This window comes from Syntrophobacter fumaroxidans MPOB (assembly GCF_000014965.1).
GTDB lineage: Bacteria > Desulfobacterota > Syntrophobacteria > Syntrophobacterales > Syntrophobacteraceae > Syntrophobacter > Syntrophobacter fumaroxidans.
Genome location: NC_008554.1, coordinates 963,603 through 988,439 on the forward strand (window position 1 = coordinate 963,603; position 24,837 = coordinate 988,439).

General features: G+C 56.8%; 16 protein-coding genes and 1 pseudogene. 8 read left to right on the forward strand and 9 right to left on the reverse strand.

The window, feature by feature from the left end; genetic code table 11:
- Positions 1-243: 243 nt before the first annotated feature.
- Positions 244-1,284 carry an IS630 family transposase gene (locus SFUM_RS04075; protein ID WP_011697655.1) on the forward strand — a complete coding sequence of 347 codons (1,041 nt, stop codon included), beginning with the start codon at positions 244-246 and terminating at the stop codon, positions 1,282-1,284.
- Between the two features lie 26 nt (positions 1,285-1,310).
- Here the strand turns inward: SFUM_RS04075 and SFUM_RS04080 are convergent, their stop codons facing one another.
- The 5 genes and pseudogenes from SFUM_RS04080 to SFUM_RS04095 all read right to left on the reverse strand — a co-directional run bounded on the left by SFUM_RS04080 (position 1,311) and on the right by SFUM_RS04095 (position 11,088).
- Positions 1,311-2,603: a hypothetical protein gene (locus tag SFUM_RS04080; protein WP_041439800.1), complete on the reverse strand. Its 1,293-nt coding sequence runs from the start codon at positions 2,601-2,603 to the stop codon at positions 1,311-1,313.
- A complete protein-coding gene (locus SFUM_RS04085; RefSeq protein WP_011697657.1) occupies positions 2,600-8,695 on the reverse strand; it encodes an ATP-binding protein in 6,096 nt (2,031 codons plus the stop codon). Before SFUM_RS04085 ends, SFUM_RS04080 begins: the two co-directional genes overlap by 4 nt.
- Before the next feature lie 94 nt (positions 8,696-8,789).
- Positions 8,790-9,314 (reverse strand): annotated as a pseudogene (locus SFUM_RS24085) (IS630 family transposase); the annotation flags it as partial.
- Between the two features lie 18 nt (positions 9,315-9,332).
- Positions 9,333-9,734: a helix-turn-helix domain-containing protein gene (locus SFUM_RS21380; protein ID WP_011697659.1), complete on the reverse strand. Its 402-nt coding sequence runs from the start codon at positions 9,732-9,734 to the stop codon at positions 9,333-9,335.
- 127 nt (positions 9,735-9,861) lie between these two features.
- Positions 9,862-11,088 carry a GumC family protein gene (locus tag SFUM_RS04095; protein WP_011697660.1) on the reverse strand — a complete coding sequence of 409 codons (1,227 nt, stop codon included), beginning with the start codon at positions 11,086-11,088 and terminating at the stop codon, positions 9,862-9,864.
- Positions 11,089-11,695: 607 nt separating this feature from the next.
- Here SFUM_RS04095 and SFUM_RS04100 point away from each other — a divergent pair.
- The 5 genes from SFUM_RS04100 to SFUM_RS04120 all read left to right on the forward strand — a co-directional run bounded on the left by SFUM_RS04100 (position 11,696) and on the right by SFUM_RS04120 (position 17,284).
- The gene (locus SFUM_RS04100) at positions 11,696-12,862 is read left to right on the forward strand and encodes a glycosyltransferase family 4 protein (RefSeq protein WP_011697661.1); all 1,167 of its coding nucleotides are present in this window, start codon (positions 11,696-11,698) and stop codon (positions 12,860-12,862) included.
- A 115-nt stretch (positions 12,863-12,977) separates the two neighbouring features.
- Positions 12,978-14,351, forward strand: coding sequence for a glycosyltransferase family 4 protein (locus tag SFUM_RS04105; RefSeq protein ID WP_011697662.1), 1,374 nt, complete (start codon positions 12,978-12,980; stop codon positions 14,349-14,351).
- 103 nt (positions 14,352-14,454) lie between these two features.
- Positions 14,455-15,321 carry a sulfotransferase family protein gene (locus SFUM_RS04110; RefSeq protein WP_011697663.1) on the forward strand — a complete coding sequence of 289 codons (867 nt, stop codon included), beginning with the start codon at positions 14,455-14,457 and terminating at the stop codon, positions 15,319-15,321.
- Positions 15,322-15,424: 103 nt separating this feature from the next.
- Positions 15,425-16,039 carry a sugar transferase gene (locus SFUM_RS04115; RefSeq protein WP_150109426.1) on the forward strand — a complete coding sequence of 205 codons (615 nt, stop codon included), beginning with the start codon at positions 15,425-15,427 and terminating at the stop codon, positions 16,037-16,039.
- Positions 16,040-16,096: 57 nt separating this feature from the next.
- Entirely contained in the window at positions 16,097-17,284 is a 1,188-nt protein-coding gene (locus tag SFUM_RS04120; protein ID WP_041441669.1) for a DegT/DnrJ/EryC1/StrS family aminotransferase, read from the forward strand.
- Positions 17,285-17,753: 469 nt separating this feature from the next.
- Here the strand turns inward: SFUM_RS04120 and SFUM_RS04125 are convergent, their stop codons facing one another.
- The 3 genes from SFUM_RS04125 to SFUM_RS04135 form a co-directional block, all read right to left on the reverse strand.
- The gene (locus SFUM_RS04125; RefSeq protein ID WP_011697666.1) at positions 17,754-18,611 is read right to left on the reverse strand and encodes an esterase/lipase family protein; all 858 of its coding nucleotides are present in this window, start codon (positions 18,609-18,611) and stop codon (positions 17,754-17,756) included.
- Positions 18,608-19,303: an HAD family hydrolase gene (locus SFUM_RS04130; protein WP_011697667.1), complete on the reverse strand. Its 696-nt coding sequence runs from the start codon at positions 19,301-19,303 to the stop codon at positions 18,608-18,610. The genes SFUM_RS04125 and SFUM_RS04130 overlap by 4 nt, the downstream gene beginning before the upstream one ends.
- A gap of 64 nt (positions 19,304-19,367) precedes the next feature.
- Complete coding sequence (locus SFUM_RS04135) at positions 19,368-21,341, reverse strand: ASKHA domain-containing protein (protein WP_011697668.1); 1,974 nt, start codon at positions 21,339-21,341, stop codon at positions 19,368-19,370.
- Positions 21,342-21,587: 246 nt separating this feature from the next.
- Between SFUM_RS04135 and SFUM_RS23460 the strand changes: the two genes are divergently transcribed.
- Positions 21,588-23,048 carry a Smr/MutS family protein gene (locus SFUM_RS23460; RefSeq protein ID WP_011697669.1) on the forward strand — a complete coding sequence of 487 codons (1,461 nt, stop codon included), beginning with the start codon at positions 21,588-21,590 and terminating at the stop codon, positions 23,046-23,048.
- On the opposite strand, the gene SFUM_RS04145 is transcribed toward SFUM_RS23460, so the two are convergent.
- Positions 23,045-23,794, reverse strand: a complete 750-nt coding sequence (locus tag SFUM_RS04145; protein ID WP_011697670.1) for a hypothetical protein — start codon at positions 23,792-23,794, stop codon at positions 23,045-23,047. The two genes, SFUM_RS23460 and SFUM_RS04145, sit on opposite strands and share 4 nt — an antisense overlap.
- 102 nt (positions 23,795-23,896) lie before the next feature.
- Between SFUM_RS04145 and SFUM_RS04150 the strand changes: the two genes are divergently transcribed.
- The gene (locus tag SFUM_RS04150) at positions 23,897-24,835 is read left to right on the forward strand and encodes a carbohydrate kinase family protein (protein ID WP_011697671.1); all 939 of its coding nucleotides are present in this window, start codon (positions 23,897-23,899) and stop codon (positions 24,833-24,835) included.
- Positions 24,836-24,837: the final 2 nt, after the last annotated feature.

Here is a 24,837-nt window from a genome sequence, read left to right on the forward strand (position 1 = left end):
CACCAGCCCGGGAGGCGACACCTCATCCGGAGGTGCGTTCAAAATTACACGACACCGGTTCGCCAGGCTGTGCGGCGGGCAACACACGTTCGGGCCCCGGGTGGAGCCATGCCATCTTGTGACGGAGGCATGGAGAAGGTGCGGATGCCCCCGAATTTCGTCCGCCGCACGGATACCCGAGGGTCCTAGTGTTGCATTTCATAAATAATTCTATATAATATGCCTCCCAAAAGGGGGCGAAAAATGAGAAGACCTTCCAGTGTCGAATTGACCGATGAACAGCGTTCCACTTTGCTCATGTGGGTTACGGCCGGCAAAACCGAGCAGCGACTTGCCAAACGGGCACAGGTGATTTTGTGTGCCGCCGCCGGGATGGGGCTCAAGGATATGGAAACCAAGGTCGGGCTGACTTGGCAGAGTTGTTTGAAATGGCGCAAGCGCTTTGTTGAGCAAGGACTTAAGGGCTTGAGGGACATCCCCCGCAGGGGTAGGCCCGCCGTCATCACTCCCGAGGAGCGTGTGCAGGTGATGGCACTTGCCTGCACTAAACCTGACGACGCGAGCAACCAGTGGACCATGACGAAGCTTGCCGATGCGTCGGGTTTTTCCAGGGCGACGGTTTTCCGCATTCTCAACGAGGCTTCCCTTAAACCACACAAAATCGACCAGTGGTGCGGAAAAAGCCCGGACCCCGAATTTGAACCTAAACAGGCAGCCATTCTTGGTCTTTACCTCAGCCCTCCGGAAAACGCCTTGGTGATCTCGGTGGACGAAAAATCCCAAATCCTAGCACTTGATCGAACCCAACCGATGTTGCCCCTGCGTCCCACCCAGGCCAGGCGGCAAACCCATACCTACACGCGCCATGGCACGACCTGTCTGTTGGCCGCCCTGCTCGTTCACGAAGGTCTCATCGAGGGACGATGTGTCGATTCCCATACCCATGCGGAGTTCCTCGGCTTCCTGAAGCACTTGTATCGGAAATTCCCCCATCGGGACCTTCATGTGATAGTGGACAATTACAGTGCCCATAAGCACCAGAAGGTGATGGAGTGGGCGGCAAAGCGCAAAAGACTCACACTTCACTTCACGCCCACCTACGCATCATGGCTGAATCAGATTGAGATCTGGTTCAGCATCTTCACTCGCGATGTCATTCGCGGTGGCATCTGGCAAAGCAAGCAGGCACTGGTCAAGCAGACCATGCTGTACATAAAACGCTATAACGAAACAAATGCGGCCCCGTTTAATTGGACGTACACGGGCAAACCGTTGGTCGCATAATATCAATGAACTTAAGAAATGCTACACTAGCTGCTGCGGTTAAGCAGGTTGAGTACCCTATCGATCCGCTCACACAGGTCCTGGTACTTTGAGAAGGTCATAACGCGATTGTGAGCAAGATCATTTCGAAGAGGTCTGAGACCTCGGATGCAGGCAGCTGTCTCGCGCATGACCGGCTGCCTGCTCGGCCAACTGGCAAGCACGGTTTCCATGTGACCCAGTTGGCAGTTGTAGTGTGTCTGGCGAACTGCCACCGATTCCTGAAGGTCCTTCGGCTCAACATGGGCTATGGGCCAATCACATCCATGTTTTCCGGCCATGTAATCACAAACCCGCAAGCGCAGCGCATCAATCATGGGGAGGACCAGTTCCGACTGCCCGCGCCACATTCGATGTTTAATCGCGACGTGCTTTCCAATAATCTGCAGGGCTGCACTGCTGATGGAAAGCCCATTATCGGGAGTCCAATTGAGTACGCCTTCACCCCAGAGTGACAATACTTGTCCTGAAAGTTCGGGCATTCTGTTGAGTTTGGTGTCGTTCAGCGAAAAGGTCTCCTCGATCCCTAGGGAGTCCAGCGACTCTTTCCTCCAACCTCTCCCAATTGCTATCTCCTGAAGTATGGGTCCTATTTCCCTCTCTTCCAGACTTCTCGTTTCAAGCAGAGCAGGCATCAAGAGAGGGTCCCCCACACACAGGCGGGGAACCAGGTACTCTTGCCATATCTCAAATTCATTTTCGACGCTGGTTTCATTCTGGCAAAGCAGGCGCATCTCGAGCACGGAGGGGATACCCCACCAGTGAAACACCTTAAAAAAAATATCCGATCTGGGTATGCGGAGTTCTGCTTTCCATGGCATGGTCACACATACAGCGGGGACCCGGATGCCTCGATCCCGTAGGACTTTGCTGTTTCCTGACCAGACAAATGCCGCGTCAATCCATGCCTGAGCTGTCTGGGGTGCAGTTTCCTCAAAACCAGTCAGCCAAACCACTTCGGGGAGAATTTCGGGGAAGTCACAGGCTTCGGGCAAGTGCGCCAAGATTCTCGGGGCTAAAGGATCCCGCCATTTGATTCCTAACTCTTGGCAGAAGCATGTGACAGGGGCTGTAGCTGCAAACCGTGAGATGTCAATCTCCAGAAAGTCGATGCCTCTCAGGATGAATCTGGATCGAAGCTCCTGACCGAACTGTCCCATGGGGATGGTCCTGGGAACCAGCACGATACTGGTCAGCCCATCCAATAGGTGCGACATTGCAATATCCGTAAACCGCACCACGCTGGGCAGTCTGAACATCGAAGTCAGCACCAGCGTCATTGCGCAATCCAATGCAGATTCTTGACTACCCTGTCCAGTACAGTCCCATCTGCCGCAGAATGAAGGATTCGCATTCGTTTGAGATAATCTACCGCTCTCAGGGTATCTTCTCTCGCACGCCCCCTGTCACCTTCAGCATCGAGAAGGAGGTGCAGGTCTGACAGATCGGATTCGGCGATCGTGCCAATCTCGTGGAAAACTTTGAGGACTTCGAGCACTCCTGGAAGGGTTCCAATGGAGATCCTATTGAGAAAGTCACCTCGCAGAGTAGAACCCACCCCCGAAAGCTCCTTCATCATTTCTGCTGCTGGAATGGCGAGGTTGTTTTCTTTTGCAGAGGTCTGGAAGAGGTGGTCCACAAGAATGGGCCATCCTCCGGTTGCTCTGATAATCTCACGTGAGACTTCAGGCGATGACAGCTTGTCCAATTGTTCGAGGCGGTTGCGAATGCCATCCTCACTCCAAAGTTTTGGCGACACAACTGCGTCGCATCTTGTTTCCAGTTCATCTCGTTCTTCCGAATTCATAGCAAACCAGTTCTCTGCCGTAGCGGGATCGAACACGAATATGATTTTACACCAGCGCCGGCTGGTTCTCTGTCGATGCTTTACACAGAACTCCAGACATCCTCCGACCAAAGCTTTTAAAGCCTCTGCGCCACACTGTGGTCTGAATTGAAAAATGAACTGCTCGGCCTTTTGAGATGGCTTGAGCAGGGTCGAAAGATAATCGCTCAAGGTTTCTGGACTCTTGATGCGCGAGGGAATCTCCTGGGAGATGCCCAGCCCCTCTTCGAGATACCCCTTTGGGACAAGCCTGGAGAGTGCGTTGGCAATCAAATCCAGGCCAAGAGCAGGTGAGGTAAAGAGGATGCTCACGCCAAAGTCGGGAGAAGAGAGGTCACGCTCCTGAGAATACGTGAGGGGGCTGTAATGAGGTCCTGGATCAAGGAACGTGTGGTGTGAATCCGGTCGAAATTTTTCCTCCGGCTCTCTTGTACTCAACTCCTCGAGCCGGCTCTCAATATTGGTCCCCATTAGCGTTACCATATTGGGACTGCGAAGGCGGTAGCAACCATCCGAAGAGCGAACCAAAACACCAAGACCGCACATTTCATCCAGCTTGCTGTTCATGTCGTCGATTTCAGTCTCTGCAAAGCCGGCCGCCCAATATACTTTCACTAGGTCCAGGACTTCTTTTGCCGAAAATGATCGAGAGTAGCTGTCCCGATCATTCTTTTGCTCGATTATCAATGCCCAGGTTATGGCTTGGTATCGAGTGTCCAGTTCAAGCGTGAGGTCAAGTCGCTGCCGAATCTCATCCTGTACCGCCTGGTCCCGGTAAACCGCTTCCACGTCTTCACGTCTGATCTTTATGGGCAGCTGTACCTTCCTGTCCTGCTGCTTCTTGCCTATCCGCTTGATGAGCTTCTTGCAGAAGAACTGAATCAGCCCGGCGTGGTAGTTTGTGTACGAGAGAATCCTTAAAACAGTGGTTTCATCCAGCTCGATTCCTAAAAACTCCATGGGCTCCCAGACGAGCCGGGTCGCATCCGAGGGATCCAGGGGACCAACTTTGAGCGGAACGCCAAACTGGGCAAGAGGTTGGTTGGGAATACCCTGGAACCGTTGCACATTCTGCAGGCCTGCAAAAACCACCTTGAAGTGGCGTTTCGTATCCGACATCAGGCTTTTGAGCTCCTGGAGCACAGGAAACGCGCTCAAGCTGGAATCGGCGTCTAGGAAATTGTCGGCCTCGTCGAAAAGGACGAGTATGCGGCGTCCGGGAACCTCCTCAAGGCATTCGATGATGTGTTTCCTGAGGGTCTCTGCCTTGAAGGTGTGTATGCTCTGCTTCAAGAGACCGATGCTCTTGAGTCCCTCCCGAATCCGCTCCCAGACCTCATCCTGATACCTGTTGGCATCTCTGGAACCGGCAGCACCGATATTTCTGATCTCGAGGTAGAGAGCGTAACGCTCCAGTGACGGGTGGTGAAAACTTCTTTGGACGTGCCTCAGCAGAGCGGATTTCCCGAGTTGCCTCCCCCCGTATACCAGGCAGGTGCTGTATTCTTGCAGGTCATCTGCCATGCGCTTGCGCCCATAAAACATCTCGAGGGGCACATCGCCCTGCACGAAAGGCTTGTAAGGGTCAATGGCGGTAAAAGGCAGCGCGCATCGCAGGAATGTCCCCAAGCGCTCGCCGCGTTCCTTGGTGAGGTAGACAAGCAACACTTCGTCTAGAACGGCAAGAGTGACGTTATCGGCACGGCAAAGTCTCAGACTGTCCCATCGCTCGGCCTGATTCATCCGTCCCAGGTAAAGCACCACGAGACCGTGGCGGTCGACCCTTGATTGTTGCACCAGGGAGGTGATGGTCTCAGCCACGGGGCGTTCCCAAAGGACGAGGACATTGAGCGCGCCTTCGACGAGACTCCCAAACTCGGGGATAGGTCGGGCAAGGTTCGTCGCCGTCACCGACGCCCTGAGGAAAAGAAGATCTTGAGACTTTTCCTTGATGTCAATCCGAGACGTTTCTCCCTTGTAGGGTTTGTAACCCAGAAAGGAAAGCACTTCTCGGATGTTCTGAAGCGACCTGCCATGATCGTGACGGCTCTTCTTGAGCTCGAGGAAAGCCTTGACCCCGCTCAAGGCGCTTTCAAGGCGGTCGTTCATGAGACCGGCATAGCTCATACCAGCGACTGGTTCTTTCTCCCTGATCGTCTGGATAACACTTTGTAGACCGTTGTTGCGGAACATGAAGTTTTCGATCTCGGAGTACTTGACAAAGAAGTCTCTGAGCGTTTCGCATTCGATCTTTCTTCTGCTTTTGAAGAGGGACGAGTCCAATTCCTTCCCGACTTCCACAATCTCCCAGAGATGCGACAGGGTTTCACCCAGTACCCTTATCTCGCCGTTTTGAAATGCCGATTTGATGAAGGTCTTGACACTGTCAGACTTTTCCGGATCGGTGATGATCGATATGAGCTTGCTGCTCAGGTCCTCCCAGGTGGATTTCAAATGCTCGAGTCTGGCCTTTCTGGCAATCGACAGCCGGTCGTGGATCGCTCCCTTAAGTTCTGCGTCTCTTCCAGATATGTTGTATTCTTTCAGAGGCTGTATGTGACGGATACAGTCAAGCATCTCAGATCGATCCTCGTCGAGAAGAATCCCGTCGACAAGTGCCTGCTCAACCGACTCAAGGGCGGTATCCACCTTTTCTTGGAGGGCTAGTCTAGCCCCGTCAAGAAGTTCGCGGTATCGGTGTCTAAACCCGTTCTCCTTGCCATCCGCAGGGATATGATCGATGCATATCTCAACGAAGCGAAAATCTCTTGCTTTAAACCAGCCAATCAGTGCGTCAGCGAGTGTGCGACCTTCTTTATGAGAGTTCCAGACAGCATGCCTCACCTTCACGGTTGCTTCGGCATTGAGCGAGAGATCATCTTTGATGGGGAGCTCAGGTAGGAAAATAAGTCTTCTTCCAAGTATATCCTTAATACTGCCGCCGCCTGAGACCCAACCTTCAACGCTGTTTCTGAAAAGCTGGGGCCACTCAGGGTCGATCTGGATGTTCAGAATCTGGGCGATCTCGACAAAGGCACGCCCCAGGACCATGGCTGCCGCACGACGCTCCAGGGACTGCGATTCTCTGCTCTGGTCTCTGAGCGCTCCCAGCACGTTGCGAATGCCCCCGCCGATTCCATCCCTGAGCCGCCTCACCTGCGCCTGGAGCCACTGCCCTCTACCCTCAATTATCTCTTCACGTCGGACCGCATTGAGCCACTTTTCGCCAATGTCGATGGCATCTACTACGTTGTCATAGATCTGCTCTCTCGGTGAAGTGCCGATATTCCGGGTGTTCCTGATATGCTTGCCGAGAGCCCTTTCGACCTCTTCCTCAAGGTGTTCTCTGTTTCGCCATTCCGCAACGAGGGCAGCAACAATCTCCGCTTCACGCCGTGAATCGTTCGAGACTGGGAGCAACATCTGCCGGATTGGCCCGTCAGTGCCCACGAAGGCAGTCCAAACCTTGTTCGTAGTGGTTCGGATGAGTTTTCTCCTTGGTCTCTCACTCAGAAACTCCTGAGCCTCTCTCACGATGCTGTCGAGCTTCCGCTTTCGGACTTCCTTTTCCTCGGCACCGGAAAGGTCCTCGGACCTCAGCGGGCACCTGCGCTGCGCAAAGTTGCGCAACGCGACAACAGCCTCGTGAGCCTCGTGCAAAGACGCCGGCTCAGCGAGCCAGCTCCCCATTCCGCTGGAAGGAGAGATCACGGAAGGCTTCAGCGCTGCCGCCAGCCCCAGCATTCTATGGATTTCGCTGCCGTCCGGGACAAACTTCTTGGAGAGCTCACCCAGTTCAGTGCCATAAAAGTCATTATCCCAGCGGAGGAGGCGGGAGCCGACCAAGGATTCCACGAGCCAGGATGGAATCCCCCGCTCACCGCACGCCTCCATGGATTTCGATACCCAATAGGCTCCCGGGATGTCATCTTCAATGAGGAGGTTAGCGATGAATTCATTCCAATCCACTTTGGCCGATTCTGCAATGGCCGGGATGTCCTCCGCAGATTTTTCAGCTGGCTCTGTGTCATCAAGAGTTGGCGTAGGCTCTTCGGGTTCCTCTTGAGGTTGTTCAGGTTCAGGCTGAACTACCTCAAATCCCAAACCTGGGGCATCGCCCAACTGTAGTTCTTCTAAGGGTTCCTGGACCTGGCTCTCGTCTGCTGCGCTTTCCTCAACGAGATCCCTTTGAACGGTATCTGCGGCAGCCTTTTGGTCAGTGAATTCATAAACATCTGACTCAATCTCTTCGTCAACTCTGAGATACAAGAGCGGACTGGGGCCTTCTTCCTGAGCAACCACTCCACCCTCACACGGCTTATCCCATTCGGAGATATCTCTACAGGCAGAATCTTCCATTGCGGGAGAGGGCATTCCATCTGGTCCAGCTCCGGCCGCCTTTATGGGGTCGGCGACTTCGAGTTCAGTCGGCGGCTCCACCGGCGTGAAACCCTCAGGTTGCACTCCGGAATCGGGCCTAAAGAACCGGGCCAATTCACTGAACTCTGAAGTGATCTGGCGACTGATTTCTGCAAGGTCGACGGCCGCCTGGTAGTTGAAGGGGTTTGCCAGTATTTCTCCTTGCAGAATTTGGCTGCGCTGGATCTTTTCTTGCGCTGATTCCAGTTGGACAGAGACTGTCCTAAGTTCACTGTCGCCCAGCGTACCAGAGGACCAGGAGTGCAACCCAAGAAAGCAGGTCTGATCCAAATAATGGCTCAGCAGACTCCTCATCTGGTTTAGTAGATCATCAATTTTCTGCCGCACCTCTGCGACTGCCCGGTCTTTGCTCTTTCTCTCCTTCAATTCATGAAGATGATCGATGAAAACCGGCAAGTAATCCCAGTCCTCCGACTCGTCAGGCACACTCTCTAATTTCTGGAACAGGTCTTGCCAGAATTCAGACATAACAGGTGCCCCTCTGATCTCCACTGGAGACACCTGTGCGTGGTCATCTCTCCCTGATTCAGCCACAATCTCCTTTTTCTCTCCCATCAATACCTCATCGTTTTTATCAGACTCATCGTACTCCTCGCAGAGCACATCCTCGAAGAGTACGATGAAATAGAAGGCCTGCAGCGCTTTGGATAGGTCTGTCTCCGGGTTCCTTGCAACAAAGTCGTTAACAATTTCCTTCAGTTCATCATGACACTCATCCATGATGACCTGTTCCTTCAGCCACCTCAGTCTATCCTCTCCTATCGTGTCCAGATGCTCGCATGCATGGTCTACAAGTTCTGAGTGGGCTCTGGACCAGAGTTCAATGATGTCTTCACTGAGATACCGCAGCCGCCCAACTTTCGGCAGTAGAGCCACAGTCTGGTTCTCCGACTTTGCCAGTTCAAAGAAGCGAAATCCTGGAACCTTGACCGCTTGATTTAATTTCTTAATCAATAATTTGGCTTTCGGGTCTTCCGGCATGTGTTTGCAGTATTCGAGCACATCCCTGACGTATTCTCCTTTTTGAGACTTGCTATTCGATAAACCACACGCCTCGAAGTAAATATCTAGTTTTTCCTTAGGCATGACATACTCCAGTCCCGTCGAAAATCATTTGTGAGACTACCCGTCGTATGGTGCATCAAAAACAAACATTCACCCAACAAAGTCCCGATTCCGCCTATGCTCTAAAACTCAACGCCTCCGTCCATCCCGGATATCTCGAAAGGTCCTGCTGAGGGGACGTGAAACGAGCAGGCGCGTTGACGAGCGGATAGTATCCCCCACGGTCTGGCCAAAGGGCGCTGCGCGTAAGTGTGCTAAACCAACACTCGACCTGGTTTAGCCATGAGGTTCCCGTCGGGGTGAAGTGGAAGTGAACGTTGGGGTGCCTTTTGAGCCACTGGTCGTTTTTGGGCTTATGGGTGTTGAGGTTATCGAGAACCACGTGGATCTCCTTTCCCGAATGATCCTCCACGACCATGTTCATGAATCGGAGAAACTCCCTCCTTCGTCTCCGGCTGTAGTGGCCAGCTTTTACCTGTCCGGTGGCGATGTTGAGGGCGGCAAAAAGTGTGGTGGTCCCATGGCGCTTGTAGCCGTGGGAGTAGCCGTAGAGGGATTTTCCGTTCGGAAGCTTGAGATAGCCTTGATCCCTCTCAAGGGCCTGGATGCGGGGCTTTTCATCAACAGAAAGAACAAGGGCGTTCTCCGGAGGATCAAGCTAGAGCGCAACCACGTCTGCGGCCTTGGCCGAGAAGTTCGGGTCCTTGGAGATGCCCCCACTCTTTCTTCTCGCAAGGCAGATCCCGTGCCTTCTAAGGATTCTCCAGACCTGATCGTCGGAGACGTCGCCCAAAGCCCCGGATACCAATCGTCCGTTCCAGGTGGCATAGCCTCGGGGGGGAAGTTCATCGAGAAGAGCAAGCACTCTCTTCTCCGTTTCCGAGTCGTAGGTCGGGGGCTTTCCGCTCTGGGCTTCGTCCCGCAACCCCTCGATTCTTCTCTGAGTGAATCGGGTTCGCCATTTGCTCACAGTGGCGTTTAGGAGCGTGAGGGCTTGGGCGATGTCTTTAGTCTTGCCCCCTTCTGCGGCCATGAGGATGATCCTGGCTCTAAGGACCATTCTCTGCTCCGTCTTGGCGTTTTTCACCCAAGACTGGAGGATTCGCCTTTCTTCTTGGCTGAGTTCTATGGTCGTTGTTCTCATGGAGAGCATAGGACAATACGACGTTAACTAATGCAAGTGAGCGCTAAAGCCTCCTGAGATACTGAACGAGCTTTGAGTAGCTCTCCTTCGACTCGGGGGAGACGGACTTCTGGTCGAGGTATTCAAGGAGAAAGGCGGCGAAAACCGACAGGATGAACCCGATGAGTATTCCGGCCACTCCGATGATCACCGGCTTCGGTCGGGTCTTCTTTTCCGGGAGCACGGCCCGGTCGACGACCTGAACGATCGAGGAGTCATTGGCCTCATCGAGTCTCGCGGACTCATACATCTTGAGCAGCAAAAGATAAACGGTCTCCTGGTACTTGAAGTCCCTCACTTTGCGCAGGTAATCCGCCCCCAGGGAAGGCACGGAGCCTGTGGGGATAATGGAACCTCCCGACGGCGAGCTTTCTTTCTCCTCAAGCTTCTTCAGTTGCTCCTTAAGACCTTCCAGTTCGGCGGTAGCGCGTATCAGGTCGGGATTGCTCGAAGCGGCGTAGGACCGCATCACCTTCAGCTGGATTTCCTTGGCCGCGATCTGAGCCTGGATCGTCGCGATACCGCTCAAAGTCGCTCTGGCCTGCTCATCGATCTGGATGACGCCGGTGGACTCCTGGAACATCTTCAGGCTCTCTTCAGCCCCGACGAGCGCTTCGTGCGCTTTTTTCAACTGCAGGTCATAGTAGAGTCGTTTCTGTTGAGCCGACGCGGCCGATATGGACTGGCTGATTTTCAGGAGCTCATCCACCAGGCTGTTGGCCATGTCCCTGGCCCTCTGGCGGTCCTTGTCCTCGATGCCGATGGTGATGATTGCCGATTCGGCGTCCAGTTCGGGCTTCAAAGCCCCCATGAAGGACTCGCGACACGAGTCCATATCGTAAGGTCGCACGCTCCCGAGGATACGGTCATCCTTGTACAGCGCATATATGCCGTATTTCTGGATCACGGCGTCGATCACGGTTCTCGATTTCAGCAGGCCGACGTACATGTCCGCCGAAGACCCCAGCCCCAAGGCTCCGCTGATCAGCCCCGCCGCGCCGGTTGAGCCGGCAATCTGGGAGAGAATGGCAGTGGAAGAACTGGTGTTCTGAGGCACCACGACTTTGGCCGTTCCCGTGAAGATCGGGTCCATATAGAAACACAGTGCCATCAAGAAGGCGAAGAAGCTGAAGGTGCCTACGAGAATGAGCCGTTTGCGCTTGGCTGTGATAACCAGAAGGTCGAGAAGGGTTATCACTTTCTCGCTGGACTGTCTTGGAGTGTTTTCCATGAAAGAACTCCTCGGGGAATCATCTCCTGTACGAAAAGAATCATTCGTACGCGTCCTGAGGAACGTGCGCTCGTCCTGGTGCCGCCCGCGCCCGGAGAGAATCCCAAAATACCGAGTGCACAAAGCTCGCACTGCAATCCTGAGGGCAACCGTCCCGATCAAAAATAACCCGTTTCTAATAGCACATGGAAGCATTGATTGCCACTTCAAAGATTGTCGTAAGGCGCCCCTGAGTTGCGCCGGCCAACAGCAAGGACTCCGCGCAGTCAGCTCGTTCCGCGGGCGGGTTCGCATCAGAACGGACCGGGCCTTTGCGCAGGGCAGTCCGGGCTGGTGTGAGAAAGCGCCGACAAGTGCGTCCGGAAAGAAACCGATCACGAGATCGCGCCGCCGCGGCCAAAATGCGGACTCTCCTCCCAAAACCCGGGGCAATAAGTTTTCCTCGTTGGGCCTCGGCGACGAATTGATCGTCCTTGAGATTAGCGGCCAGTCGTGATAATTCACCCACAAGCGCCGTTCCCGGGGATTCCAAAGGGGGCGAGCGGCTGAATGCCAGCCATGGAGCCGAGCGGTTTCATGGTATACGTTTGTCCGGTGAGGTTTCGGAATGCCGAATGCGTCTGATGGAGGAGTTCTGCTGGTTGGCCCGAGGCTGGATCCCGCTCATACGGTGACCGGGTCTCGAGTGGGATTCGAACACGCCATATCGGCCTTCCGGAAGAAAGGCCTCAAGCACGAGATCGTCAACACCGTCAAGGGCGGTGTCGCGCGAGCGGGATCGTTCAGCGTGACGCGAGCAATCCATACCTTAGGCCTCATCGCCTCGTTTCTTCGTAAGCTGAGGGGCTGTCGCACGGTCTATCTCACCATCGGCTCATCTCTGATGGGATTCATCCGGGATGCGTCGCTCATCTGGCCGAGCCGCCTCATGGGAAGAAGGATCGTTCTGCGGCTCTACGGCGGCGGATACGGGATGTTCTATTCCGAGCAACCGGCGATTCTGAGGAAACTGATTCGCCGCACGCTGGCGCAGGCTACGGTCATCATGGTCGAGGGGAAACTGTTGCGTGAGCAGTTGGATTTCGTTCCGGAAATCGACAGAAAGATCCGTGTGGTTCCCAATGGATTGCCGGACGACCTGCTTCCCGGAACATCCGGTCCCAAGTTGTTGCCGGACGGTGCCCCGTTTCGGCTGCTCTATCTGGCCAACATGATCGAATCAAAAGGCTACCTGGACCTGCTGGCGGCATGTCGCATCCTCAGGGAGAAGTACTCCCTGCCCATCCGGTGTGATTTTTGCGGGGCGTTCATCAAGACCGCGGTGGACGGCGCGGACTTGAGCGGCGAAGAGGCCGGCAGGCGGTTCCATGATCTCGTCGACCGTTGGGGCCTGAGCGATGTCGTGGAATTCCATGGTGTCGTCGGAGGAGAATTGAAGACGAGACTCCATGTGGAATCTCATGCTTTTGTCCTGCCCACGAGGTATCCGTGGGAGGGACAGCCGATCGTCATCATCGAGGCCCTCGCTTTCGGGACTCCGGTGATTGCCACGCCATACAGGGGAATCCCCGAAGAGGTAATAGACGGCTACAACGGCGCCTTCGTCGATCCCGGCGCTCCCGAGCAGATCGCGGACAGGGTCGCGGGCCTTGCGCGTGACCCGGACGGTTACCGGCAGCTCAGCGCCAATGCGCTGGCGCATTTCGCGCGGAACTTCACTCAGGAAGTGCATTTCGACCAGGTCGTCGCGGCCGTGTGCGGCGAGGACGGATGACGGCGGTTTCGGTGCGGCTCCGCGGACCCCTGCACCTTGTGCCCCACGGCCATTCCGGCGGCCGGCCTGACTTTCCTGAAATCACGTCATTCCTGCGACAAGGGGGTGAAGCAAGTTGAGGCTTCGATTTTTCAACACCCATGAACCGGTAACGTCGTACTACCGGGACTTGGGACCGTACCTGGCCCGCGAGGGAGCACAGGTGGAAATATGCATGAGCGGGGCAGAGAATCGCACCGCTCGAAGCGGGCTCGAAGAAGCTCTGAACCATCCCGGAATACGCATCACCCGGCTTCCATCCGTGTTCAAGGTTCAGCGGGGCGCGATATCGCGCGTCGGGATCATTTTGAGCTACGCGCTGAGTGCCGTGGTTTATACGCTTTTGAGCCGCGGGACCGACCTGAACGTGTTTTTGAGCCAGCCTCCGATGTTTTCCTGCTGGGGGTTGGTTTTGAAACTCATCCGCCGACAACCGTATTGTTGCGTGGTGATGGACGTTTACCCGGATGTGTACGTGCGGGACGGCCTACTGAAAGAGAACAGCCCGGCTTTCCGTATTCTGAGGCGGTTGATGCGGTTGACATGGAGAAATGCCGCGGCGGTGGTGGTCATCGGTCGCTGCATGAGAGAACTTGTCAAGGACGCGGGTGTCGAAGCCGACCGGATCCACGTGATCCCGAACTGGACGAATGCGGAGAGCGTCTGCGCGGCGCCCGGGACGACGAGCACCTTGCGGGTCTCGGAGGGACTGGGAAAGCAGTTCGTTGTGTTGTATTCAGGGAACCTCGGAGTATCCCACTTCTTCGACGACGTGCTGGAAGCGGCCCGCCGTCTGAAGACGGTGAACGATCTGAAGTTCGTATTCATCGGCGAGGGCTCTCGTTGTGCCGAGATAGAGAAGGGCATTGCCGGGCACGGCCTCGACAATGTACTGCTGCTGCCGTTGCAGCCCGCGGAGCAACTTGCGGACAGCCTCTGCCTGGGAGACGTTCATTTCATCTGTCTGAGGCCGGGTTTCGAGGGGCTGGTGGTGCCGTCCAAAGCCTACAGCGCTCTGGCCGTCGGAAGGCCGATCATTTACCAGGGCAGCGGCAACGGGGAAATCGCCCGGATGATCGCGGAAGAACGCATAGGCGCGGTCGTTTCTCCGCATGATCCGCTCGGAATGGAGAAAGCCGTCCTGGGGTACTATGAGGATCGGTCGCTGGTGGATGAACAGGGGAGAAGGGCCGCGGAACTGTCGCTCACCCGGTACAGCCTTCAAAATTCCTTGAAGAAGTATCGGGAGGTGCTGTTTGCCGCTTCCAAGCGACCGGCTCCTTCAAGGCGCGGCGATTTGCAGCTCGATTGGGCGCATCGGGAAGACGGCTGTTCCGGAGATGATTCGAAAAGCGGGCGAAACGGCCTGCAATCGATGGGAAACCGTCTCGTCGCGGGGGCGCCCCGTTCCTCGTTCGTGCATGGAAGAACGGACCGTGCCGGGGGATAAGGGACGGGGATGTGCGTCGTTCCCGCGGGGGGATTTCAGAGAATCCTGCGTTCCGGGGAGAATTCGGTTCGAACCGGACATCGGTGATCGGGGATATTCCGCCATGAAGAAGGAACCTTTCGTTCCAGTTGTTATTATCGGTGCCGGAAGGTCGGGCACCAACATTTTGCGCGACACGCTCGCGCGGGTGCCCGGGCTCGGAACCTGGCCGTGTGACGAAATCAATTACATCTGGCGACATGGAAACGTCCGATGGCCAAATGACGAATTCTCCATCGAACATGCCAGGCCCGAGGTGAAGGCCTTTATCAGGAGAGCATTCCAAAAATTGGCCGTTTCCCGGGGCTTCACGCATGTGGTGGAAAAGACCTGCGCCAATTCCCTCCGCGTTGCGTTCGTCAACGCCGTCCTGCCTGACGCGAAATTCATCCACATCCTCAGGGACGGCAGGGATGTGGTCAGTTCCGCCCAGAAACGCTGGACGGCGCGCCTGGACCTGCCGTATGTGATGGCGAAAGCGCGTTTTGTGCCGGTTTCAGACGTTCCCTACTACGCGTCCCGCTACTTGTGGAATCGGATCTACATGCTTTCCTCGGGAGAAAAGCGGCTTGCATTCTGGGGGCCCCGTTTTCGGAACTTGGATGATGCCTTGAAGAACCATTCCCTGGAAGAGGTGTGCGCCCTGCAGTGGATGAGGTGTGTCGAGAAGGCCGAAGACGAGCTCGGCTCCATCGAACCGTCAAGGATTCACAGGGTCCGCTATGAGCGCTTTGTATCCGACCCGGCTGCGGAGTTGACGAAGATCATCGCGTTTCTCGGCCTTGAAAAAGTCAGCGGTCCCATTGAACGATGGGTTGCTCCCGTGAAGACCGACAGCGTCGGCAAAGGAAGGCGAGAGATGAAGAGTGACCGGATGCTCTCGGTGGAAAATTTGATGCAGGGCACCCTGGAGCGATTCGGCTACCTCTGAAAACATCGGCCCGGGAATCGTGTTCCGGGTCGAGTGCCGGTACGCTCCGTGAGGGAATTCCTGATGGATGCGGCAATCCGCAAATCGGACAATCAGCGAGGGGATGCAACGTTACTTGAGCATATCCGCTTTCGACAGGTTCTTGAAACGAACGTTCGATGTCGTGGTATCGGCTGTCGGACTTACCGCGCTCAGCTGGGTCATCCTGTTGAGCTACGTGATCGCGTCAATCGATACGGGAATGAATGGATTCTTCGTTCAGACCCGCATCGGGAAACACGGCAGGCCGTTCCCGTTGATCAAGATCCGGACCATGCGCCCGATCTGCGGACACGACACGGTGGTGACGACGACCCACGATCCGAGAATAACCAGAATAGGCGGCTTGTTGCGCAAGATGAAAGTCGATGAGCTGCCCCAACTGTTCAACGTACTGGTCGGCCATATGAGCTTCGTCGGTCCCCGGCCGGACGTGCCCGGTTTCGCCGATTGCCTCGAGGGGGATGACCGGATCATTCTGTCCGTGCGACCTGGAATCACGGGGCCGGCCACGCTGCGTTTCCGAGACGAGGAAAGGGAGCTCGCCGGACAGGCCGATCCGGAAGAGTACAACCGGGAAGTGATCTACCCCGAAAAAGTGAGATTGAACAAGCTGTACGTGCGCAATTACAGTTTTACGCAAGACATCCGATACATCCTGGCCACGCTTTTCGGCTGAGGCCGAAATCGGGGATGGTGCATGGAACAACCGATGGACGGCATGGGGAAACGTCGCATGAATACGAAGTCATCTGTCAAGCCTTTCACACCATGGCCCTCATTTGAAGAGGACGAAATCGCTGCGGCGGACGCTGTGCTCCGTTCGGGCAAGGTGAACTACTGGACCGGTGAAGAGGGGCGGGAGTTCGAAAAGGAATTCGCGGATTTTGTCGGCGTCCGTCACGCGATAGCCCTGGCAAATGGAACGGTGGCGCTTGAAGCGGCGCTGGTCGGGTTGGGGATCGGCCCCGGCGACGATGTGGTGGTGACCTGCAGGACCTTCGTCGCCTCCGCGAGTTGCGTGGTCATGCGGGGGGCACGGCCGGTCATGGCGGACGTCAGCCCGGTCAGCCAGAACATCACGGCCGACACCATCCGCAGGGCTTTGACTCCGGCCACCAGGGCGATTATCGTGGTTCATCTGGCGGGTTGGCCGTGTGACATGGATTCCATTCTGGAGCTTGCCCGGGAAAGGGGTATTTTTGTCGTCGAGGATTGTGCCCAGGCAGTGGGCGCCAGGTACAAGGGACGCCCGGTGGGATGCCTCGGACACGCGGCCGCCTTCTCCTTTTGCCAGGACAAGATAATGACCACGGGCGGGGAAGGCGGAATGCTGACGACCAACGATCGCGAGGTCTGGGGCAAGGCCTGGGCCTTCAAGGATCACGGGAAAAACCACGAGACCGTCTACTGTCGCGAACACCCCCCGGGTTTTCGGTGGCTAGTCGAGTCGTTCGGCACCAACTGGCGCATGACCGAAATGCAGGCCGCCATCGGCCGCGTCCAGCTCAGGAAGGTTCCGCGGTGGGTGGAGATTCGAAGGCGCCATGCGGCCTTTTTGAACGAACGCTTCAGGGAAGTGCCCGGTCTGAGGATCACGGTGCCTGGTGAAGACATCTTCCACGCCTATTACAAATATTACTGCTTCGTTGACCCCGCGGCCTTGAAGGAGGGATGGAGCAGGGACAGGATCGTTGCCGCCGTCGATGCTCGAGGGGTGCCGTGCATGAGCGGCAGTTGCGGCGAGATCTACCTGGAAAAAGCCTTCGAATGCGACGGCCTGCGCCCCGCCGAACGGTTCGAGGCGGCAAGGCAGCTCGCGGAGACGAGCCTGATGTTCAAGGTGCATTCGACTCTTGACGAACAGCACATGGAAGGGACTTGCCAAGCGGTTGAAGAGGTTTTGCGCTCGGCCGTCAGGTAGGTGGATATCCTCCCCGGTCCTTCAACGGGGCGCGCTCATTTTGAATGTCATCGCCCGGAAGCACGCCGCTTTTCACGCTTCGCGGGGGCGGCGAATGTTTCATACGAAGTTGTATTCAAGATGGTTCTTTCAAGCACAAATGAGCGGGGGAATGATTCCCCCGCACCCCCCAAGTTTCGGCCACACGCGCAAGCGCGTGAGGCCGAGTGCTCGGCGCTGTCGGCGACTGGCCGAAGGCCGCCGCCGCAGCGCCACACGGAGCCGCGAAGCGGCGAGGGGGGGGGGATACGTTCCCCACGCTTTTAGAGTATCATTTTGAACGCAATTATCCATGCCCCCTGCGACACCCGCGAAGCATGAAAACAGACTCACCCGGGAATCTATTTATTATGTAAATCCGTATCACGCCGTTACCTGCGCCGGTCGGACGCAGGGGCTTGATTCATTCCCGCCAGTCAATATTATCATCTCACCGTTCAACGCAAGCCCTCATCAAATGATCGATGACGACACGGGCCGAACCCGAGTGAAAAAGCATCGCCACATGACTCATCGGGGGGCACTCCCGGCTTTCCCAGTGAGAGCCGCTCGGGTGCAGGGCTTCGTTGGGAAGAACCATATTGTCGAGTGGTGAATAGATGGCGAGTGCCGGTATCGCGCGACGGCCGGGTTCTCTTTCAAGCTCCGCAATCAGCGGTCCCCGGTAAGCCAGACTCTGCGCCAGCCGGCCGATTCCCAGGACGGCCAGTTTCGATCCATGATGCGGAGTGCCGATGGTCACGACGGCCCCGATGGACACTTCATCGCAACGCTCGGAATAGGCCCGGCAAACAAGCCCCCCGAGACTGTGTCCGACCATCACGATCGGCTTTCCCTCAAAGCGGCTCGCCAAGTCCCGCGCCAGCCTGTCGAGCCGCTCCAGGATGTCGTGAAAGGAACAGCGAAAGCTGTTGTAGTCCAGAACAAAGACATTCCTGAAGCCCGCCCTGTGCAGCCACAGCCGGTACAGTATCCATGCGCTGGAATTGTGATAAAGCCCGTGCACGAGTATTACGGGCGGGAACGGACATTCCGGGTCGGGCGCCGCGGTGCGGAATCTTTGCATATGCCCCAACGGATAAAAGAGGATAACGAGAACAGCGCCGGCGCAACTCGATGCGATCCCCTTGAGAAGCAAACGGCCGATTCTTCCGCGCGAAATCTCCCGCAGGCGGGCGTGGTGTGGGCCGTTGGCGGTCTCGTACCAGAAGAAAGCGTAGGTCAGAAAAGAAAACATCAGAGGAACGGCCACAAACAGCACCAGGATAAGCAATACCAGCAGTTTCATGTCGCAAAAACCTTTTTCCTGTGGAAATCCATCAGGTCGTCCAGGCCGGTGACGACAAGATCGGGTTTTTCCTTACAGCCGTTGATGATTTGCGCCAGCGCGCCCGGTTCTCTTTCCGGGCGGCGGAGCACCCAGACGGTTTTCATTCCCGCCCGTTGCGCCGGCTCCACGTCCAGTTCGTATGAATCGCCGACCATCCAGCAATCGAGGGGGTCGGCCCGGACGGATTCCAGAGCCTTGCGGTAGATGTCGGCGGACGGTTTCTTGCACCCCTCGCGGTAGCTGAGCGTGACGCTGTCGAAAAGGTCGAGAACCGAGGGGCATGCCCGGCGGAAGCCGATGAAAGCGGGGTGCCATGTGTTGGAAACGATCCCGAGGCGGCAGCCTTCCGCCTTCAGAGCTTCGAGCAGAGCCGACGCTCCGGGAACCGGGCGTATACAATGGAATTGTTCTTCCCAGATCGCGGCCACCGCAGCCTCGATGCCGGCGATTTCGCGGTTGGGAAGGCACTCGCCGACGGCGGCCGCCAGGCTCGCCGGATCGGTTGCCGGGCAGGTCATCAGCAGCCGTCCGGCCCGCCTCGTCTCCTTTTCGGAAAGACCGAGATGAGCGGCAAGCAAGCGGCGGGCCGAGATTTCAAGGCCGGTGGCCAGGGTGTTGCCGATGTCGAAGAATACGGTGTGTGAACTCACCAACCGGTGACTCCTGTCGGTTCCAATGCAGGACAATGCGCGGCATCAACGATGCCGGATCGACTCAGCGCGACCTGTGGGCGGCGTTGCGTGTGCGCCGCTCGGCAAGTGCTTCGCGTACCGAGGGGAACAGCTCTATCTGCGTATGGGGCAAGAAGAGCGCGGCAACAAACTCGTTCATGAATGCCGGGTGTACCGACAACTCAAAGTACGTCATTCTGCTCGAGATGCTCTCGGCTTTGTGAAAATTCGCCGCGGTCAACATTGCCAGGCGTGCTCCCGCGAGGGAGCTGTTGCCGATGAATCGGACCCGTTCCCGTGGAATTTCGGGCAGGAGACCGATAAGAATCGCCTTCCTGACATCGAGATAGGCGCCGAACCCCCCTGCCACATAGATGTAGGCCAGGTCGTCGAAGGACAGGCTCACATTTTCGAGAAGCACCCGTACCGCCGCGAGAATCGCACCCTTGCTCTTGATGAGATTGCCTATGTCCGCTTCGGTGATAACCACGGGGGAGCCATTCTCCGTTTCTCCCTCGGGTGCGAGGATGAATTCGGGTATCTCGTCGGTCACGCGTATCCGCTCATGATCCAGGTCGACGAACTTGCCCCTCTGGTCGATGATCCCCTCGAGCAGAAGCTCGGCCACGGCGTCGATCAATCCGGAACCGCAGACCCCCCGCGGCTTTCCGTTGCCGATCCAGTGGTACTGCACTGCTCCCCCTTGCAGGCTGATTTTGTCGATGGCTCCCCGGGTGGCCCTCATGCCGCACTTGATACCCCCGCCCTCGAATGCCGGACCGGCGGAGGACGAACAGCATGCGAGCCATTCCTTGTTGCCGACAACAATCTCTCCGTTGGTGCCGACGTCGATAAGGAGAATGATATCCGATCGTTCGTTCATGCCGCAGGCGAGCACCCCCGCCGTGATGTCGCCCCCCACGTAACCGCTCACCCCGGGCATGATGTGAAGCAGGCCGGCGGGATTGACACGCAAGCCGATTTCGGCCGTCTGATACTGGGGGAAACGGTTGGCCGTGGGAATGTAAGGTTCCACGCGAATATGGCCGGGATACAACCCCAGCAGCAGGTGAGTCATGGTGGGGTTCCCGGCCGCCATGAGGCAGTGGATATCGTTCGCCTCGATGCCGACCATGGCCGCAAGAGCATCCACCAGGGAGTTGATGGTCGAAACCACGGCTTCGTTCAACGGTTGCAGTCCACCGAAATCACAGGCGAAAATCATCCGCGATAGGACGTCCTCGCCATAACTCGCCTGACGATTGTAGCTGGCTTCCACCGCCGCGGGGACCCCTGTGTTGAGGTCCACCAACTGCGCGACGATGGTCGTGGTCCCGACGTCCACGGCGATCCCGTAGTTGACGTCGGCGGTGTTCCCCTTCTCGATCATTCGGATTTGTCCGAACCGCGCGTTCCTCAGATGAACCGTGGCGGTCACCTTCCAGTCGCTTTCGCGCAAGAGCGCGGCAAGTCCGGAAAGGCAGGCGAAATGCGCCTCGATGTAAATGTCCGGCATTTTCTTGCGCAGCTCGCGATAGATGCGGTCCAGGTCGGAGAGGTTATCGGAAAGCGACGGTCGCGCAAGCTCCAGGTAGTATTTCTGACAAACCGGCCGAAGAAAGGAAGTCGCCGGAAGGCCGTCGAGCCCACGTTCCAGGGGGGCGGGCACTTCGTAGCGCACGATTTCTTCGATGTGATCGACGGTGAGGATCTGGCCTTCCTCGATTCGCGATTCCGGAGGAATGTATATCTCGACGTCTTCGCCGGTCGTGGACGCCTGGCAGGCCAGAACGAAGCCCGACTCCAGCTCGTTCCGGTCCAGGAAATGAATGGACTTGCCGGTCGCCGTCACCCTGCCGTGAAGCACTCTCACGCGGCATTTCCCGCAGACGCCCCGACCGCCGCACAGATTGTTGACATCTATTCCCGCATACGAGGCAACATCGATCAGCCTTTCACCAATTTCGGCATGAGTGGCTGTCCCTTCCGGCTGAAACGTGACCTTCATCGATTTCATGCAGTGTCTCCCGATGGAATCGCGCCCTGAGAACCGGCATGAATTTCTAAAGTCGTTAATGGTTTACACCATTTTGAGATTGTTGGCCACAGTTGCTTTCGGACTGGGCGCGATCCGTTGAGAGCGAATCGGATCATTGCCTGGAGCCGGTGATTGCGTGTAGTATTCGATGCGCCGAAATGAAGCTTGCATCACATCCGGACAGCGGCAGGACCCTCGAACAGCAAACACGGGAGAATTCGGCTCATGAGCGAAAACTACGATCATCCTACCATAGCATGGTACATAACGCCACATGGGTTCGGACACGCCGTGCGCTCCCTGGAAGTGATCCGCCGCTTCATGTCGCGGGTTCCCGAAGTGCGGCTCACCATCGTGTCGGATCTTCCCGATTTTCTCATCGAGCAGCATCTCGGGATGTTGCCTTCCGTGAGGCGAAAACGACTCGATATCGGCATGGTTCAAAAAGACAGCCTGCGTTTCGATCTGGACGCCACTCGAACGACGCTCGAGAAGCTGCGGCGGTCGCACGACCGCCTGGTGGACGAGGAGAAAAGGTTTCTTCTGGAGCTCGGAGCCGATGTCATGGTCTCCGATATTGCGTTCATTCCGTTTTATGCGGCCGATCATGCCGGCATTCCCGGCATTGGAATGGGGAATTTCACCTGGGACTGGATATACGCATCGTACAGAGACACGGACGAGCGCTGGGACCCGTTGATCGAGTGGTGCAGGGGCGGCTACCGCTTGTGCGACCTGCTGCTTCGCCTCCCCATGCACGGGGACTGCTCATCCTGTCCCCGGATCACGGACGTGCCCCTGGTCGCCCGAAAGCCCTCCCGCACGAGGCGCGAAAGCAGGGCGATCCTTGGCTGCGAGAAAAACCGGAAAGCCTACCTGATTTCCTTTTCCGAGCTGCACCTGGATGAGTCCGCCCTGCGCCGTCTGGAAAGAATGAACAACGCGCTTTTCTTTTTCAAGCGACCGCTCCGCTTCGATTTTGCCAACGGGCGGTCCATCGACGGCCTGGAACTTTCATACGTCGATGTCGTGGGGGCAATGGACGCGGTGATCACCAAACCCGGGTACGGGGTCGTATCGGACTGCCTGGCCACCGGGACGCCGATGATCTACACCGACCGGGGCCCGTTCCCTGAATACGACATTCTTGTCCGGGAGATGAAGCGACACCTGAACACGGTTTATCTCAGCTCCGAGGACTTCTGCCGGGGCGCGTGGGAATCCGCCGTGGAACAGATCGAAGGGATGCCGCCGCGCACGGTTTCCATGCGTCTGGACGGCGCAGACGTCTGCGTCGGCTTGATACTGGACTGCCTTGCCGGGCGCGAAGACGTGAAGGCGGGGACTGTCGGGAGCCGGGATGGAGCCGGGCGGCGGCATGCCGGAATGGAACCGGACTTGGAATCCCCGGTGGTGGTTCCCGTTGAGGATTCCATTGATTTGCACACCTACAGACCCGCCGACATCCGGGACCTCCTGGACGACTACCTCGAAGCGGCACGGGAAAAAGGGTTCGAACAAGTAAGGATCATTCACGGAAAAGGAACGGGGGCGCTTCGGGCGATGGTTCAATCCATCCTCCGAAGACACCCCCTGGTTTTGTCTTTCCGGGAAGCCGACGGTCCTGGCGGCGGGTGGGGCGCAACCCTGGCAACGCTCCGCCCCGCCGAACGGAACGGGTGCTAGCGCTTCGCCGAGGTGATTTCGTAACGCTTGATCTTCGTATCGGGTTTGACGCTCGCCTTGACCAGGTAGAGCCGTCCCTTCATGTTGAGCTGCTTGAGCGTGTCCCGATCGACCTTGAGCTCATGCAGCTCGCAGGGCTTCTTCTCCAGGACTTTCCCCTCGGAGTCGAAGAGTGTGAGGGTGAAGGCGCGGTCTTTCAAATCCACCCGGCTGCTCACGATGTTCTGCACGACCAGCATGGTTCCGCCGGGTTCGTTGCACACCGTGGAAAAGTTCTTCTCGACGGTGTACCGTTGTCCGTGAACCAGTTCTCCTTTGCCCTGGCGAGAGGCTTTTTTCGATTCGGCGGCCGACTCCCTGAGGAGCCTCATGTTTTCCTCCGGGGGATTCTCCTCGCATTTCGCCGCCGGGAGACTGGTCTCGAGGAGTTGCTTCAGCAGAACTTTCTGGTCGGTCTTGGATGCGTCTTCCGGCGCCATGAAAAGCACTTCGGGATCGAACTCCTTTGCTTCCAGAATCTCCTGGATGGAGGCCACCTGTGACTTGGGGACTCCAGCAACGCCGCCGGCAATGTCGAATTTGATTTCGTTCTTGAATTCCCAATAATAAGGAACGTCCACGGACGTGCCGTCGGTCATGGTAATCCGCATGATCCCACCCCATGCCGGCGCAGTGCTCACTCCCAGATGGACGAGCGCACAAACGACAAAAACACGGAAAAACCACCTAACGTTTTTAGCCTTCATCGTCCCCTTCCTCTTTTAGCTTTACCCCTGATTGCCATTTTTAGTATAGAGGTTAAACACTAATCGGCAAAATCATCCTACAACATTAGGAGGGAAGAGTTAATGGATATTTTTATATCCGGTTCATTGGCATACGACAGGATCATGGATTTTCCGGGCCACTTTGCCGATCACATTTTGCCGGACAAGATCCATGTCTTGAACGTCTGTTTCAACATCAACGGGCTGGTGGAGAAATTCGGGGGCACGGCGGGCAACATCGCCTACACGCTGGCGGCGCTTGGCGAGAGTCCATATATCGTGGCGACTTCCGGAAAGGATTTTGACCGCTACGAACAATGGCTGAATCAAAACAGGCTCCCCACCGGCTGGATCAAGAGGATCCCCGATGTGCTGACGGCGGGCGCCTACATCACGACCGATCTCGACGACAATCAAATCACTGCGTTCAATCCCGGTGCGATGGCCTTCGAAGCCGATCTGCCGCCGTTGAACTCGGGGTCGTCGAACGCGGTGGTGTTCATCGGCCCCGGCAACAAGACGGACATGATGTCTTTCGCCGACAAAGCCCGGCAGGCCGGCGTGGCGTTTTTTTTCGATCCCGGCCAGAGCCTGAACATCTGGACCCGCGACGAAATCCGGCAGGCTGTTTCGGGAGCGCTGTGCTTCACGTCCAACGACTACGAGCTGTCGCTTTTTCTACAGATTGCGAAGTGGTCCCTGAACGATCTGTACGACCAGGTCGAGGTCGTGATCACCACCCGGGGGCCTGAGGGCGTCGTCCTGGATTTGAAAGGGGAAAAGACCCTCGTTCCCGCGGTTTCCGTCAAGAACGTCCTCGACCCCACGGGAGCCGGCGATGCCTTCAGGGGAGGGCTGCTCAAAGGCCATGCCCTGCGGATGCCCTGGGACGTCTGCTGTCAGATGGGGGTCGTGGCCGCATCCCATGCCGTGGAGCACTACGGTACGCAGGAGCACCTCCTCGACTGGAATGCTTTTTGTTCGAGATACGAGGAAAACTTCGGGCCGATCCTTTGTTGACG

Bases quoted from the DNA above. Each gene is read 5' to 3' on its own strand.
- SFUM_RS04150 (WP_011697671.1), top strand. From the start codon at position 23,897: ATGGATATTTTTATATCCGGTTCATTGGCATACGACAGGATCATGGAT.
- SFUM_RS04085 (WP_011697657.1), bottom strand. From the start codon at position 8,695: ATGCCTAAGGAAAAACTAGATATTTACTTCGAGGCGTGTGGTTTATCG.
- SFUM_RS04120 (WP_041441669.1), top strand. From the start codon at position 16,097: ATGAATACGAAGTCATCTGTCAAGCCTTTCACACCATGGCCCTCATTT.
- SFUM_RS04100 (WP_011697661.1), top strand. From the start codon at position 11,696: ATGCCGAATGCGTCTGATGGAGGAGTTCTGCTGGTTGGCCCGAGGCTG.
- SFUM_RS04095 (WP_011697660.1), bottom strand. From the start codon at position 11,088: ATGGAAAACACTCCAAGACAGTCCAGCGAGAAAGTGATAACCCTTCTC.
- SFUM_RS04075 (WP_011697655.1), top strand. From the start codon at position 244: ATGAGAAGACCTTCCAGTGTCGAATTGACCGATGAACAGCGTTCCACT.
- SFUM_RS04115 (WP_150109426.1), top strand. From the start codon at position 15,425: ATGCAACGTTACTTGAGCATATCCGCTTTCGACAGGTTCTTGAAACGA.
- SFUM_RS04125 (WP_011697666.1), bottom strand. From the start codon at position 18,611: ATGAAACTGCTGGTATTGCTTATCCTGGTGCTGTTTGTGGCCGTTCCT.
- SFUM_RS04145 (WP_011697670.1), bottom strand. From the start codon at position 23,794: ATGAAGGCTAAAAACGTTAGGTGGTTTTTCCGTGTTTTTGTCGTTTGT.
- SFUM_RS21380 (WP_011697659.1), bottom strand. From the start codon at position 9,734: ATGGTCCTTAGAGCCAGGATCATCCTCATGGCCGCAGAAGGGGGCAAG.
- SFUM_RS04110 (WP_011697663.1), top strand. From the start codon at position 14,455: ATGAAGAAGGAACCTTTCGTTCCAGTTGTTATTATCGGTGCCGGAAGG.
- SFUM_RS04080 (WP_041439800.1), bottom strand. From the start codon at position 2,603: ATGACGCTGGTGCTGACTTCGATGTTCAGACTGCCCAGCGTGGTGCGG.
- SFUM_RS23460 (WP_011697669.1), top strand. From the start codon at position 21,588: ATGAGCGAAAACTACGATCATCCTACCATAGCATGGTACATAACGCCA.
- SFUM_RS04135 (WP_011697668.1), bottom strand. From the start codon at position 21,341: ATGAAATCGATGAAGGTCACGTTTCAGCCGGAAGGGACAGCCACTCAT.